At 37.2% G+C, this 14,920-nt stretch carries 13 protein-coding genes; all 13 read right to left on the minus strand.

Annotated features, from left to right (window positions below):
- Positions 1-14: 14 nt before the first annotated feature.
- Positions 15-1,103 (minus strand): GDP-mannose 4,6-dehydratase, encoded by a 1,089-nt coding sequence (gene gmd / locus LMF89_RS01770; RefSeq protein WP_229533618.1) that lies wholly within the window; start codon positions 1,101-1,103, stop codon positions 15-17.
- A 354-nt stretch (positions 1,104-1,457) separates the two neighbouring features.
- Positions 1,458-2,870: a mannose-1-phosphate guanylyltransferase/mannose-6-phosphate isomerase gene (locus tag LMF89_RS01775; protein ID WP_229533619.1), complete on the minus strand. Its 1,413-nt coding sequence runs from the start codon at positions 2,868-2,870 to the stop codon at positions 1,458-1,460.
- 2 nt (positions 2,871-2,872) lie between these two features.
- Positions 2,873-3,793: an NAD-dependent epimerase/dehydratase family protein gene (locus tag LMF89_RS01780; protein ID WP_229533620.1), complete on the minus strand. Its 921-nt coding sequence runs from the start codon at positions 3,791-3,793 to the stop codon at positions 2,873-2,875.
- A gap of 100 nt (positions 3,794-3,893) precedes the next feature.
- Positions 3,894-4,769 (minus strand): glucose-1-phosphate thymidylyltransferase RfbA, encoded by an 876-nt coding sequence (gene rfbA / locus LMF89_RS01785; protein WP_229533621.1) that lies wholly within the window; start codon positions 4,767-4,769, stop codon positions 3,894-3,896.
- 12 nt (positions 4,770-4,781) lie between these two features.
- Positions 4,782-5,843: a dTDP-glucose 4,6-dehydratase gene (gene rfbB, locus LMF89_RS01790; protein ID WP_229533622.1), complete on the minus strand. Its 1,062-nt coding sequence runs from the start codon at positions 5,841-5,843 to the stop codon at positions 4,782-4,784.
- A 99-nt stretch (positions 5,844-5,942) separates the two neighbouring features.
- Positions 5,943-7,040: a glycosyltransferase family 4 protein gene (locus LMF89_RS01795; protein ID WP_229533623.1), complete on the minus strand. Its 1,098-nt coding sequence runs from the start codon at positions 7,038-7,040 to the stop codon at positions 5,943-5,945.
- 48 nt (positions 7,041-7,088) lie between these two features.
- Entirely contained in the window at positions 7,089-8,318 is a 1,230-nt protein-coding gene (locus LMF89_RS01800) for an O-antigen ligase family protein (protein WP_229533624.1), read from the minus strand.
- Between the two features lie 3 nt (positions 8,319-8,321).
- Entirely contained in the window at positions 8,322-9,200 is an 879-nt protein-coding gene (locus LMF89_RS01805) for a glycosyltransferase family 2 protein (RefSeq protein WP_229533818.1), read from the minus strand.
- Between the two features lie 26 nt (positions 9,201-9,226).
- Entirely contained in the window at positions 9,227-10,426 is a 1,200-nt protein-coding gene (locus tag LMF89_RS01810) for a Coenzyme F420 hydrogenase/dehydrogenase, beta subunit C-terminal domain (protein ID WP_229533625.1), read from the minus strand.
- Between the two features lies 1 nt (position 10,427).
- A complete protein-coding gene (locus tag LMF89_RS01815; protein ID WP_229533626.1) occupies positions 10,428-11,597 on the minus strand; it encodes a polysaccharide pyruvyl transferase family protein in 1,170 nt (389 codons plus the stop codon).
- Positions 11,594-12,166 carry a CatB-related O-acetyltransferase gene (locus LMF89_RS01820; protein ID WP_304622592.1) on the minus strand — a complete coding sequence of 191 codons (573 nt, stop codon included), beginning with the start codon at positions 12,164-12,166 and terminating at the stop codon, positions 11,594-11,596. Before LMF89_RS01820 ends, LMF89_RS01815 begins: the two co-directional genes overlap by 4 nt.
- A 72-nt stretch (positions 12,167-12,238) precedes the next feature.
- A complete protein-coding gene (locus LMF89_RS01825) occupies positions 12,239-13,495 on the minus strand; it encodes an oligosaccharide flippase family protein (RefSeq protein ID WP_229533628.1) in 1,257 nt (418 codons plus the stop codon).
- A gap of 18 nt (positions 13,496-13,513) precedes the next feature.
- A complete protein-coding gene (locus tag LMF89_RS01830) occupies positions 13,514-14,884 on the minus strand; it encodes a sugar transferase (protein WP_229533629.1) in 1,371 nt (456 codons plus the stop codon).
- Positions 14,885-14,920 lie beyond the last annotated feature (36 nt).

A 14,920-nucleotide genomic window follows, 5' to 3' on the forward strand; every position in this document is an offset into this window, starting at 1 on the left:
AGCACTCACCTTCTCTATTCATTATATTGACGTACTTCAAAACCATTTTTCTCACACAATACATCACGTGTTGCAGATTTTAAGTCTTCCTGTACCATCATGGATACTAATTCTGCTAAGGTTATCTTGGGCTGCCAGCCTAGTTTTTTTTGGGCTTTTGTCGGATCTCCAAGTAATAAATCAACTTCTGTTGGACGGAAGTAACGCTGATCAACTTCTACTAAGACTTTACCTGTTGCCCTATCGAACCCTTTTTCATTTACACCACTACCTTGCCATTCAACCTCAATATCCACTTCACGCAATGCCGCTTCAACAAAATGACGTACTTTATGTGTCTGACCTGTAGCAACAACAAAGTCCTCTGGCTTCTCCTGTTGTAAAATCAGCCACATAGCCTCTACATAATCTTTCGCATAGCCCCAGTCACGCTTGGCATCGAGATTGCCAAGATATAATTTGCTTTGTAAGCCAAGTTTAATACGAGCTACTGCACGAGTAATCTTCCGGGTAACAAAAGTCTCCCCTCGCAATGGTGACTCATGATTAAATAAAATACCACTACATGCATACATACCATATGCCTCACGATAATTTACGGTAATCCAATACCCATATAGTTTAGCTACTGCATAGGGACTGCGCGGATAAAAGGGTGTCGTTTCTTTCTGTGGTGTCTCTTGTACTAATCCATACAATTCGCTAGTTGACGCTTGGTAAAACTTAGTCTTCTTAGCCAATCCTAAAATACGAATGGCTTCTAAGATACGCAATGTTCCCAAAGCATCGGAATTAGCTGTATACTCAGGCATTTCAAAAGAAACTTGAACATGACTCTGTGCTGCCAAATTATAAATTTCGTCGGGCTGAACCTGTTGAATAATCCTAATTAGATTCGTTGAATCAGTAAGATCACCATAGTGCAAAAATAAATTTACAGCACTCTCATGAGTATCTTGATATAAATGGTCAATCCTATCAGTATTAAACATTGAACTTCTCCGTTTAATACCATGTACAATATACCCTTTACTTAATAATAATTCAGCTAAATAAGCTCCATCTTGTCCTGTAATACCTGTAATTAATGCCACTTTTTTCATTGCATGTAATCCCCTTTTACTTCATTTTTAATAGTTTTATACAACATAAATTATACCAGCATTACCACCAACATTAAACATCTATTCTATTTTTTACCATTTATTATTATACTTCTTCACTATTTCCAATGTTCACTACGATAATAATGCATTTATAAACTCAGCCTTTGTCCAGGATTACCCCTGACCTTTCCTCAAAACTTGTATGCAAAAAATAAGAGAGTAACAGTCATAATTGACTGTTACTCTCTTATTTTTCGTTACTTCAGATAGAAATTTTTATTACAATTCATTGTATAGCAACACATAAGCGAGATCTCATTACACATCTGAATATTAATGCTTATACAAAACCTATTTTATCACTCTCTTTTTCTCTCTCCATTCCCCTCTAGAGAGGGGTGGCGCGCATCGTACAATATCATCTTCCTCCAGATACTTGCCATTCTGCACCTCGATGATCTCTAATGGAATACGCCCTGGATTTTCCAGACGATGTTTTGTAGACATAGGGATAAAGACGCTTTCGTTTTCATGGACCATTTTTACTTCATCACCAAGGGTTACCTGAGCAGTACCACTCGTGACAATCCAATGCTCACTACGATGATAATGCATCTGTAAACTCAGTCCTTGTCCAGGATTGACTTTAACTTGCTTCATCTTATACCCAGGTCCCTCACCCAACACCGAAGTACTACCCCACGGTCTATATAAGGTAGTATGCTCATCTGCTTCAGGGCGACCACGATCCTTCAATTCATTTACCAAATTCTTAACCTTCTGAGACTCACCTTTCTTAGCCACCACTATGACATCATCCGTTTCCACTACTAGCAGATCCTCAAGTCCAATACCAGCAATCAAACGACTACGTCCTAACATTAGTGTATTAGTGCAATCAAGAGGTATGCAGTCTCCCTTCACTGCATTACCATTCTTATCTTTATCTAATACATCATAAATAGCATCCCATGAGCCAATATCATTCCAATAGGCCAATAACGGGATGGTCACTACTTTATCAGACTTCTCAGCCACCGCATAATCAATAGAAATATTAGGCATAACTTCAAATTGAGCTAAGGTATCTGCATAACTGGCCGCTGCTAATTGATAAATCTCCGGTTGATGCGTTCGTAATTCTCTCATGATTTGCCCCATAGTAATACCAAACATACCAGAATTCCAATAATAGGAACCCGCTGCCAAATACTTCTCAGCTGTCGCCTCATCAGGCTTTTCTTTAAAAGAACGTACTGCAAAGCCACAACCACAAACTTCACCAGCTTCAATATATCCATATCCAGTTTCAGGCTTATCAGGTTTAATGCCAAAAGTAACAATATGATTCAGTTTAGCCATTTCCTCCGCCTGCCCGACAGCCTGTATAAAAAGGTCATTCTGACGGATAATATGATCTGAAGGTGTAACAAACATGACTTCCTCTTCACCCGCACCTAATTTATCTATACAATAACTTGCTGCCAAAGCAATCGCAGGGGCCGTATTACGCCCTACAGGCTCTAATATAATATGTGCTTTTTCCATGCCACAAGCGGCTAACTCTGCCTTGACATAATGAAGATATTCCTGATTGGTCACAATCACCACATCCGACGCCTTTGCCACTGGCACAAACCGCATAACAGTCTGAGCTAATAGAGATTGCTCATCGCCAATTTTCATAAATTGCTTGGGAAAACAAGTACGGGACAGTGGAAATAGCCGTGTACCACCGCCACCTGCTAGAATTATTATTTTCAAGGTCATACCCCTTTTCTAATATCTCTATACGTTCGAGCTAAACCATCTACTAGTAGCATCTCACACTGCCATCCAAGCTTTTCCCGTGCCGCTTGATTCGAAAGCGCTGATCGGTATATATCTCCTTGTCGTACTGGACAATATTGTTTTTGCACTTCTCTGCCAGCAATCTGCCCCAATATTTTAATCAACTGATTTACACTAACCTCGGTCTGCGTACTAATATTGTATATACCATTCACATGTGAAGTCATAAGCGCCCGATAATTCGCTGCCGCCACATCACCGGCATAGATAAAATCACGAGACTGATCACCATTACCATATACACTCAAAACTTCATTTTGATTAATTTTACGAGTGAAAATGCTAATAACTCCGCCTTCTCCTCCATCTCCCTGACGTTCGCCATATACATTGGCATACCGCAGGACTACATATTCCAGACCAAATATCTGCTGATACATTTGTAAATATTTTTCTACACTAAACTTGCTCAACCCATAAAAAGAAGTAGGTCTAGTTGCCGCACTTTCCACGATAGGTACATTATCTACATCACCATATACCGCTGCAGTAGATGAAAACACCACTCTTTTCACACCCGTTTTGCGGCATGCTTCCAATATATTAACAGTACCCAATAGATTAACCTGACAATCATAGTCAGGCTTATTTAGAGATACAGGTACCATAGTCTGGGCTGCCAAATGAATGACAGCGTCAAAACGTTCCTTCGTAAATACATCTAGCAGTTCTTCGCTGCAAATATCCATTTGGATAAACTTTACACCTGCAGGCACATGGCCTCTAATTCCGGTGCTTAAATTATCTATAACAACAACATGACATTCTTCCATTAAAAGCTTTTCTACTACATGAGAGCCAATAAATCCAGCTCCTCCAGTAACTAAAATATTCATCAACTAACACTCCTTTTTACACAAGCCACAATCTATTTTTTATTGAATCATATTTTCCCTGATGCCAAGTTCCTGAAAAAAACCTAATAAGCGGATTATATTACTCCCCAGCCAACTGCAATAAATATTTTCCATATCCATTTTTCTTCATGACATCACCCAATGTAACTAAATCGCTACGCGAAATATACCCCATCCGATAAGCTATCTCTTCGGGGCAAGCAACCATTAACCCTTGTCGTTCCTGTATTGTTCCAATATAATTAGATGCTTGCAACAAAGAATCATGAGTACCAGTATCCAGCCAAGCGTACCCACGTCCCAAAGTTTCAACACGTAATGCATCCTGTTCTAAATACAACCGATTTAAATCAGTAATTTCTAATTCCCCTCTAGTAGATGGTTTCAAGGACTTAGCAAAATCCACTACTCTTTTGTCATAAAAATATAAACCTGTAACTGCATAGCTGGATTTTGGTCTTTCAGGCTTTTCTTCCAAACTTACAGCCCGACCATCTGTACCAAACTCAACTACCCCATAACGTTCAGGATCCTTGACCCAATAAGCAAATATAGATGCACCCGAATCCTGCTGAGCAGCATGCTGTAATTTTTGACTAAATCCATACCCATAGAAGATGTTATCTCCTAAGATTAAAGCACAAGGGTCACTGTCAATGAACTTTTCCCCAATTAAAAACGCCTGAGCTAATCCGTCTGGACTAGGTTGGACAGCATAAGACAAATTAATCCCCCATTGAGTACCATCACCAAGTAAATGATAGAAAAATTCCTGTTCATGAGGCGTATTAATAATCAAAATATCTTTAATTCCAGCTAGCATAAGTGTACTTAGGGGATAATAAATCATGGGTTTATCATAAACTGCCACAAGTTGTTTGCTGATAGATTTTGTGATTGGGTATAAACGAGTGCCTGACCCACCGGCAAGAATAACTCCTTTGGTTATTGCCATGTCCTATCCCCCTTATAATTTTTCACTGGCTAGCTGTTTTATTCGATTACTGCCATCAGTCACCCTCTGACACCATTCCCGGTTTCCCAAATACCACTCTAGCGTTTTCATAATCCCAGTTTCAAAGGTTTCTACCGGTACCCATCCCAGTTCTTTCTGAATCTTAGATGCATCAATAGCATACCGCAAATCATGCCCCAGCCGATCTGTAACAAATGTAATTTGCTCACGATATGACTTTCCATCTGCACGAGGACTTTTATCATCAAGAATATCACATAAAGTATGTACAATACTTAGATTGGCTTTTTCATTATGTCCACCAATATTGTATCTTTCACCGGGTATCCCTTTTTCTAGCACCGTTAAAATCGCCCGACAATGATCTTCCACATACAACCAGTCCCGCACATTCTGTCCCGTGCCATACACTGGTAAAGGCTTACCCTCCAAAGCATTTAATATCATTAACGGAATCAACTTCTCTGGAAATTGAAACGGTCCATAATTATTCGAACAATTAGTCATCAATACCGGCAATCCATAAGTATGGTGATAAGCTCTTACAAGATGATCCGAAGAAGCCTTAGATGCCGAATACGGCGAATTAGGGGCATAAGGTGTTTCTTCGGTAAAATATCCAGTTTCGCCTAATGTACCATATACCTCATCTGTTGAAACGTGTAAAAAACGGAAATGCAAGTTCCTTTCTCTAGCCAGATCGCACCAATATGTTCTAGCTGCCTCCAGGAGAGAAAAAGTACCATTAATATTCGTATGAATAAACTCAGACGGACCGTCAATCGAACGATCAACATGGGACTCTGCTGCAAAATGCACAATAGCAATAGGCTGATAATCCGCCAATATCTCTTCAACTAACTTCTTATCGCAAATATCACCATGAATAAAGGTATAGTACGGGTCATTCTCAACGTCCCGTAATGAATCCAAATTTCCCGCATAGGTTAGCTTATCTAAGTTAATGATTTTTATAGTCTGCTTCTGTAAGACCTCATGAATGAAATTACTACCTATAAAACCGGCGCCACCTGTAACAAAAATGGTTTTCATGCTATTTTCCCTCTCTTATAATTAGTTTATCTTTAATCTAACCAGTACATTATTTACTGCTATTGGACTTCGACGACAGGTACATGTTCATACAATAATCTATTCTTTAAAAACACTAACCAGAGTATTTGTTATATTAGACCACCTAAAATTTTCTTTGTAGTATGAATACGATTGATTTGCTAATTTTCTCTGGAGATTGTTATTTTCCAATAGCAATGTAATCTTTTCTGCAAGTTGCTCAGGATTATTTGGTTCAACAACATACCCGGTTTCCCCGCTTTGTACACATTCAGGTAAGCTCCCAACATTACTTACTATTACTGGACACGCATTATAGTAAGAAATTGCAGTCGTTCCAGATTGGGTTCCATCTTTGTATGGCAGTACACAAACATACGATTTTTTTAAAATATCATCAAACTCTTCATCGGAGATTATATAGTTCTTTATTTCTAGATATTCTTGGGGTATTTTCTCTATTAAATTGCTATACTTTTGTAAATCACCAGAACCTGCAATCAAAAATTTATAATTTATCCCCTTATCCTTCATCATGCGAAGAATAATACCTGCAGATTTAAGGAATACATCTATCCCCTTATAGTCTTCGATTCGTCCTAGTGTGGGAATATATATTTTCTCTTCAGTATGTTCCTCACTATTACTTCGTTCCTCTCTAAAGGTACCCAAAGGCATAACATGAATCTTATTTTCTGAACATAAGTAATACTTCTTTATATTTTCCTTTAATTTTTTTCCGGCGACAATAATTTTATCACTAATCCAACACTGAAGTATTTGGGATATAAGTATGAAGATTCCATAACTTGTTCCACTATGTGGTAGCGGATCGTGTATCTGCGATACAATAGTGGCTCTAGAGCCAAATATTCGCGTTATTAATATCGCGATAGAGTTCAGAGGATGCGACGATACAAAGAATACTACAGTAGGCTTTTCATGAATTAGCAATTTTGCATAATTAAAATAATTTAGCACGTTTAAAGTATCTTTTAGCATTTGAACCGAATTACCACCTAATCCAATACCATATCCGTCTTTACATTTATCAGCAACTTTCTTCTCAATACATAGCTTTATTTCGATACGCTTCGCTTGCAAATTTTTAGCTATGATGTTGAGATAGGGTTCAATTCCCACGCTTAATTTAAAGCCAACTAATAAAACTTTCAATATAGTAATACTCCTTTTTTAAATTGCAATTGCTTATCAATACGTAATTTAATTTGGCAATTGATTTGTTCTACCATTACATAACGATTTATACGAAAGATAACATATAATTGCCTGAAACCAATTAATTTTCCAGTTAACCATTGGACCCCCGGTGCTGATGAACATAACTACTAAGGCCATAATTACAGGAAAATAATTACTTTTATTTCGTTTCAGCCTTACTATTAGCTTAGTAAGTGCATAGTACATAAATATTGCGAAGGGACCCCAAACTATATAGAGTGATACCACTGTGCTATGAGCAAATGTTGGGTAACCTGTTTCCTGCATTACATATTGCAGTGAATACGCACTATTATAGACACCGAACGGGTGTTGTTTTATAACTTCAAAGCCAGTAATAAGAGATAATAATCTCCCTTGAGCTGATTCGTCTTGATCTTGATAAAAATCCAACGAAAAAGTACTTAAGTTTCTTACCACCATTTCATTGTTAAGTAAGAGGTCTGCTGAGCCTGCTATTGCAGCAATAAGAACAGTAATAGAAACTATCACATACAGTATTGATTTGTATGTATATTTCTCTATACGAGCACTACTAGCAAATAATATAGAGAATATTACAGCAATAATTAAGAGTCCAATCCGCGAACCAGTGAAGAAAATAGAAAGTATTAAAAACAGACTTTTAAATACGCCTCGCTCTCTTTTAACGAACCATAAATAGATGATGAAAATCGTTAATAATAGTCCCGTTCCACCTACATCCATATTCTGTGCATTAAATCGATTGCTAATTTTTGTTAGGTTAAATAGAATATTTATCCAAAGGCCTGCAAGATGAATATAAACACCATACTCCCATAATTGTTTCAAACTATCCATTCTAAATGTTTCAATAACTATAATTATTGCAACTATACTAATCGACTGTAGAATAATTAATTCACTAGAAAAATAATCCCCTATAACATATGCCTTCAGATAGTTAACAATTAACAACAAGCTCCAAAACACAATAACCTTTAAAGTTAAATATTTAATTTCGCGCAGTAGGCAAATTCTTAATATAAACCAAAATAAAATTGGGGCAAACAAATAACTAACTGCGAACTTAAACCAGTCGTAATAAATATATTGAGGAGTTGAATACTCGATTATACTTGTAATTTGAAATACTTCTTCTCTAAGGATAAATAAAAATAATAGGTAGAAACCTAAACACAACTCTGAAAAATTCCATCTTTTTAAGTCACCAACAATTGATAATAGCATATCTTATTGCGCCTTTCGTATAGATATATTGCTTAATAACCGTGAAACCAGAAACGCAGCATAACTCCTTATACTATACCCGGTAAGCCTAACGAGCTTAACAAGTTTCCTTGCAAAAGCTCCATATCTCATGTAGGCTAGCAAAAAGTGATTGAGGCTTTCCAACTCAAATCTAAGTTTTGTAGTACTCAAATCTGACAATCTTATATCATGACAGTGAACAAGCTCAACATTAGGAACATAATACGTCTTATACCCTAGCAGCTTTACCCTATACGAAAAAATCGTTTCCTCCCAGTACAAGAAAGTGTTCTCATCTAAGAATCCCGCCTGTTGCCAGACTTTTGTAGGACCAAGCATACAACAGCCATGTACCCGGAACACTTTAAACGGTCTCTTAATATATTTTTCAACAATATACCACACTGGATATAGCAACATTCTGACATAGTCTTCGAAAAGCAGGTTTAGTAAATTAGGCTGGTTAAAATATGGCATAATTGTTCGTCCATTTTCCTTTACCACTCTGGGACCAATAATACCGGCATCTACTAGACCAACAGCTTGTTTAATCATATTCTTAATAGCATATTTGTCAGTAAAGTAAGTATCTGGATTTACTATTAGTAACCAGTCTACATCTCTCCCACATAAAATCCTAAGACCTAAATTATTACCTTTTGCATAACCATCATTCTCGGTGTTTATAATAATATCAATATTCTGATGTGAAAATGCTTGGGTAATAATTTCATAAGAAGAATTAGGAGAGTTATTGTCTACTACGACTATCTCTAATTCAACTCCACTTTGAGCACAAAGATAATTCACACATTGAATTGTGTCAGTATAATTAATATAATTCAAAACTACTACTCCCACTTTATCCAACGTTTTCCCCCCTTATTCTAGCAGTCAAATTTCCCAATCTTATACATATAAATTGCCTTAATTGCCGAAAGCTGATTTTTTATCCCTCTTATGGTAAAAAAGTCCCGCGGTCGGATGTTGCTGCATTGTTGACTAAAAGAATTTTCAAAATTCACGTTGCTATTTAGTAGTCTTAGGAGTAGCAGACAATAACTTGCTTTTGTATTCTTAGCAATGAGATTAGACTGACATTCAGTAACAAAACCATACTTCACTTCATCTAAATGCAGCTGTCCAGAAGTATTGAACCTTTTTAAGATACTTTCACCATTCTGAGTTCTACATACTATAAGTGAGGTTCCCTTTACAGAATTATCATTGCTCTGTTTCAGTTTCCAAGCATCCCCGACAACAATATCGGCATGCCCAGCCATCCCATTTGTGCAGCACATACATCGAAAAGGCATATTCCTTGATAAGCCTAAATGTTTTCCCCAAGATTGGCTATACTCTAATCGAACTTCTCTGTTTCCATCCGAAATTGCTGTCTTCCCAGGCCATCCATTCTCCCGATACCTAATACTACATTTATTTACGTCATCAAATCCGTGGGATTTAAGTAACTCTACTGTGGCCTTTGCATATGGGGTATGATGACACATTAATCCAACCTTTGCATGAATTGACTTAGATAACCAAGGGTGAACTTTCTGCAACCTGCTTAAGGAATCTAAATCACATCCCTTTCCAACAAAAACATATCGCTTAGAAGGCGATAACTTTTTAATTACAGCACAACTAGATACCGGATAGTATATTGTTGATGAACAACCTTTTATTTGCTCAACGTCTTCCACTAAAACAGCGTTTATTTGCTCTAACTGATTTCCAGGAGTTGCAATAACAGCTCCTTCAATTTCACCGCTAGACATTAAGCTAGTTAGTATCTGAGTTATTACACCACCTGAAGCAGCTTTTTGTCTTAGCTCGCTATTATCAGAATACCCCATGTAATACTTTTCTTCACAATCTAATTGCTTAAAAGACATGCTGCGTTCACAATTAATATTTATGCCTGAACATACTTGCAAACACAGGCCGCAAGAAGTGCATTTACGTTCATCAACAGATGGGTAATTATTAAGACCATCATTTTTCATGATAATAGCTTCAGCTGGACAAACTGAAAAACAGACACCACAGCCATGGCACAGCCTGGTCTTATTTACTTTACTCACATTATTGCTCAACAACTGTGTAATTCCTTTCAATATTATTTTTTATCAAACTTTGCTTAATGACCGCTGAGTTGCTTATTTTCGAAAGAATCTTTGATACAACTGAGTCAATATTACTTGGTTGCAAATTATCAATATCCATAACATAATCTGATTGTTCAAACATTCTAAAAGTACCTTCAAATTTATAGCTATAAGCAAGTCCAATGGTCGGTACAGACAACGAAAGTGCCGCAATGCATGAATGCATTCGCGAACCACAAAAGAACTCCGTCTGAGAAATTATATATTTTAATTCTTGCGCATCATAGTTTTTATCTAGATATGAGAGTTTTGAATGTCCAATCATCTTTGCTAAATCTTTAATTGCTACTAAATCGTCTTCCCAAATCGGTTGTTCTGCATCATATGTGTGTGGAATTAGCAAAACATTATGATCAGATTCTAAAAGACTACATATTATTTTATATAATAACTCTTTATAGGTATCAAATTTTCCTTTAATTTCTCCATAACCGTTGAAGTAAAGTAAACCGTTAACATTTATTCCTATAGTACCAGCTGGCACCGTTATACCAACCCGCTTTGGCTCCATGAATACAGCCATATCAATGTGGGTTTTATAATTTAGTCCAGCCCCCCTTAAATACTCTACCCCTTTTTCATCTCTAACATATATTTGTGGAACTCTCTTTAAAATCCAGCGTGAGAGAAACTTTCCTAATGAAGAACTAAAAGGTCCTATTGTCTGTGGTAAAAAAACCTGCCTCTTTTTAGGGAGTATTGCCAAAAGCGAATTCCCAAAACAAATTAAAAACCTTTTTAACCCATATATATCACTAAAACTATCGCCTTCATTAACGTTAAAAATATATTCAGCATTGACGATAAGCTTCGATATTTTATTCTGCGGCCTAGACGTTGCAAGTTCCCAAAGCGACCTTAAGAAGGTCCTTTTAGAAATATAGTAACAAACTATATCTTTTGTTGATCCGTTGAGTAATACTTCTATTTTGGAAATACTATCTTCTTTACCAAGTCGAATAATAGCCACATTTGTTATTCCAGTGATATGTTCAATGAAGCTAAGTGATCCTATCGCTAGAGCGTTAACTCCTCGATTTGCGGATTCTAAGCTTACTCCTAATAATACGGCGGTATGTTTATTCATTCGAAACTCCTTATCTCATTTTCATGAGTTAATTTACATAGACTTGGTGTTGCTTTTTGCAATTCATCTTTAGTCAAAAACCACCATAAGCTCTTCTCAATGCGATCTATTACAATCGGCGCAAATCTATATCTAATATGCCTTGCTGGATTACCTGCAACCACTTCATAGGGCTTAACATCACGGGTTACAACTGTTCCAGCTCCAATTACAGCTCCATTGCCTATCCTACTTACCGAAGGCAAAATAATTGCATTTGCGCCTATCCATACGTCGTGTCCGATAATCAACTTAGTACGAGGTATTTGTTCCTCATTGACAAAGCCTATTTTGGGATTATAAAAAATAGGATGCTGAGAAAAAAATGCCAAAGGGTGGTTTCCATTAAACACATATACATTCGGCGCAATAGAACAGTAGTTACCAAATACAGTTCCGCCAGCAATCTTTGTTGTGTCAAAGGCGCCACCGTATGTACCATAACCAACATCAATACCATGGTACAGTTTAAATATGTTGCGAATAGTCGCAGACCAAAACCATCCACCTTCAAATTTTGCTATAAACAACAAAAATATCCTTCGAAATGGTCGATAAAATAGTACCCTGTATATCATCAAAATGAAGCTTTGCATTCCAAGTCACCTACTTATCCTTCTAAATTTTAGTGGAGACAAATGCTGAAAAACACCAAACAACCTCCATACTAATACAATCCCATGTGAAATAAGAGTAATAATAATAATATTCATGGGATCAATATGGGAATATATAACTATCACCCCCACAAAATAAGCCCCAGTTCCCAACATATTACTTTTAGAAAAATATTCAGGATAACCAAATGCAACAAGATACGGAGTTCCAATTATTGCTGAAGGAAATACTATAACCCACTCTAAAACAAAAACCCGTAATAGATCCGCACTATAATCAAATCCTTTTCCGAAGAGTACTTCTACTAATAAATTGCTATAAAAATAAACAGATACAGTTGATAAGATACCAGCCAAACTTGTAACACATATAATTTTATTAAGTAATGATAGATTCTGAGTACGCACCATATAGGGATATAAGCTATTTACAACCGGCTGCAATAATCCCTCTAATGCCCGAATGCATTTTTCAGCTGCACTATAGTATCCTATTACACGATTCGTTGTGAAAAAACCTAATAATACAGAGTTCATTACAGTATAAGACGAAAGCGATAATTGAGATAAGAAAAAATGAAAACCCTCCTTAATTTGAATTCGAATTCTACTTATACTAGGTACTACTATTTGTAAATTAAATACCTTGATTGCAACAATAAGTGAAAGTGCTTCCGCTATTATAAGACTTGCAGAATTAATAATTGGTACTAGCAAAAAATCGTCAACATTCTTCACAAGTATAAATACAGCTACCGCATATCCAAACTGAAAAACAGCAGCTATTATCGCGTAATAGCGTATTTTTTCAAACCCCTGAAACAGCCAGCCTACCGATAAGGCACGAGAAACTACTACTCCATAGCATGACAATACAAGTAACGTATTCTCTTCTTGCAACCTTGGGATCGTAGCTAAACACACTAATAAGATACATAATCCGACTATTGTTAATGCTACTTTAATGACCATTATTGAACTAAATACTTCTGATACCTTTTTAAGGTTGTCCCTGTTGATTGATATATCTCTCGGTCCAGTAAAGTTAAATCCATAGTCGGATAGTAACGAGAAATAGATCATGATAGCCTGGGCAAAAGCAATTGCACCAAAAATATCCGCTCCTAGGACTCTAATCAGGTAGGGAATTGTCGCCATAGGTATGATATAGCGTAAGGCTTGTATTACCGAAAATGAAATAGTATTGTCTAGCAAATTACGAATATCTTTGGAAACCTTCATACATCACAACCTTTTCTGTTATCCTAATTGATCTATCTCATACCTGGACAGATCAGCATGGCTGCTTTTAACCCCTTCGGTACTACTTTTAGTCACCAGCACCTTTACGGTCTGCAGCATTATAACCAAATCCGTCAGCACATTGCATTTTTGTATATAAATCAAATCATAAATCAGCTTATTATACGGCGTCGTATTATACTTGCCATACACCTGCGCCAAGCCTGTAATTCCTGGTTTGACATTGTGGCGGTATATATATTCAGGTATTTCTGCCTTGAATTGTTCCACAAAAAACGGCCGTTCCGGGCGAGGCCCCACAATACTCATATCGCCCAGCAGTACATTAAAGAGCTGAGGCAGCTCATCAATGCGGGTAGCACGCAAGAATTTCCCCAATCTTGTAATCCGCGGATCATTTTCTCCTGCTAGCACTGGGCCAGTAGTGCTTTCCGCATCTGCACGCATGCTGCGAAACTTATAAACTCTAAATTCCTGTTCATCAAGTCCTGTCCGCACTTGGCTGTATAATATGGGCCCTGGACTATCCAATTTTACCGCAATAGCCACGAGCATGAGTAAGGGCCATAGAAAGAATAGAACCGCTCCCGACACAGCTATATCAAGAATTCGTTTTAAAGTACGCTGCTCTAATGCCGGCTTTAGGTAGCAGGGATGGAAGACAGGAATATCATCAATTTTATCCAGTTCTGCGCCACTGCAGAATATCTCGTACATGTTCGGAATTAGAAAGACCTGTTTACCGTTGGCATGGCAATAATGCACGATTTCGGCCTTATCTTTCAAACTCAATTCAGCACAAACGATCATTAAGTCAATGTCTTCATTTACATTTTTCCAAGTCTCACTCTCACAATCCGTACAAACATAACGCACATGATAGTTTAGCTGTGGCTGAAATTGCAGGCGGGTAATGACCCTTACACACTCCATTGGATTGCCAATCAGCAGCGTGTTTTTACGTGCTCCTAAAGCCCGCTCTGCCTGCCAAAAGATATATTTCCAAGCTGCCAGCATTGTAAACTGCAGCATCATTGTAAGAAACAATACACTGCGCGAATAACCGAACTCTTTTAAGAAAAAACTGATAGCCATCATAACAACCAATAAATTAAACAGTGCCACTCCCAGGCTTAGTAACAGTTCGCTGAACTTTTTCCGGGATAGTGAAAAGAGCCCGTTTATATTGAACAAAATACCTGCAGTAACAATCATGACCGGAGTCATATTGTAATACATAGGAAAATCCATTTGCGCGGTACGGTCATAAAAGACTATAAAAACTGCCAAATAAGTTGCCAATACCAGTAGTCCCATATCGCCAATTAATAATATTAACTTTCCCAGCATAGGAAATCGACTTTGCACAAAATCACCTCAGTTTAAATTTATTATATGTAACCA

This window comes from Pelosinus baikalensis, from assembly GCF_020819555.1.
GTDB lineage: Bacteria > Bacillota > Negativicutes > DSM-13327 > DSM-13327 > Pelosinus > Pelosinus baikalensis.

Bases quoted from the DNA above. Each gene is read 5' to 3' on its own strand.
- gmd (WP_229533618.1), bottom strand. From the start codon at position 1,103: ATGAAAAAAGTGGCATTAATTACAGGTATTACAGGACAAGATGGAGCT.
- LMF89_RS01780 (WP_229533620.1), bottom strand. From the start codon at position 3,793: ATGAATATTTTAGTTACTGGAGGAGCTGGATTTATTGGCTCTCATGTA.
- rfbA (WP_229533621.1), bottom strand. From the start codon at position 4,769: ATGGCAATAACCAAAGGAGTTATTCTTGCCGGTGGGTCAGGCACTCGT.
- rfbB (WP_229533622.1), bottom strand. From the start codon at position 5,843: ATGAAAACCATTTTTGTTACAGGTGGCGCCGGTTTTATAGGTAGTAAT.
- LMF89_RS01800 (WP_229533624.1), bottom strand. From the start codon at position 8,318: ATGCTATTATCAATTGTTGGTGACTTAAAAAGATGGAATTTTTCAGAG.
- LMF89_RS01815 (WP_229533626.1), bottom strand. From the start codon at position 11,597: ATGAATAAACATACCGCCGTATTATTAGGAGTAAGCTTAGAATCCGCA.
- LMF89_RS01825 (WP_229533628.1), bottom strand. From the start codon at position 13,495: ATGAAGGTTTCCAAAGATATTCGTAATTTGCTAGACAATACTATTTCA.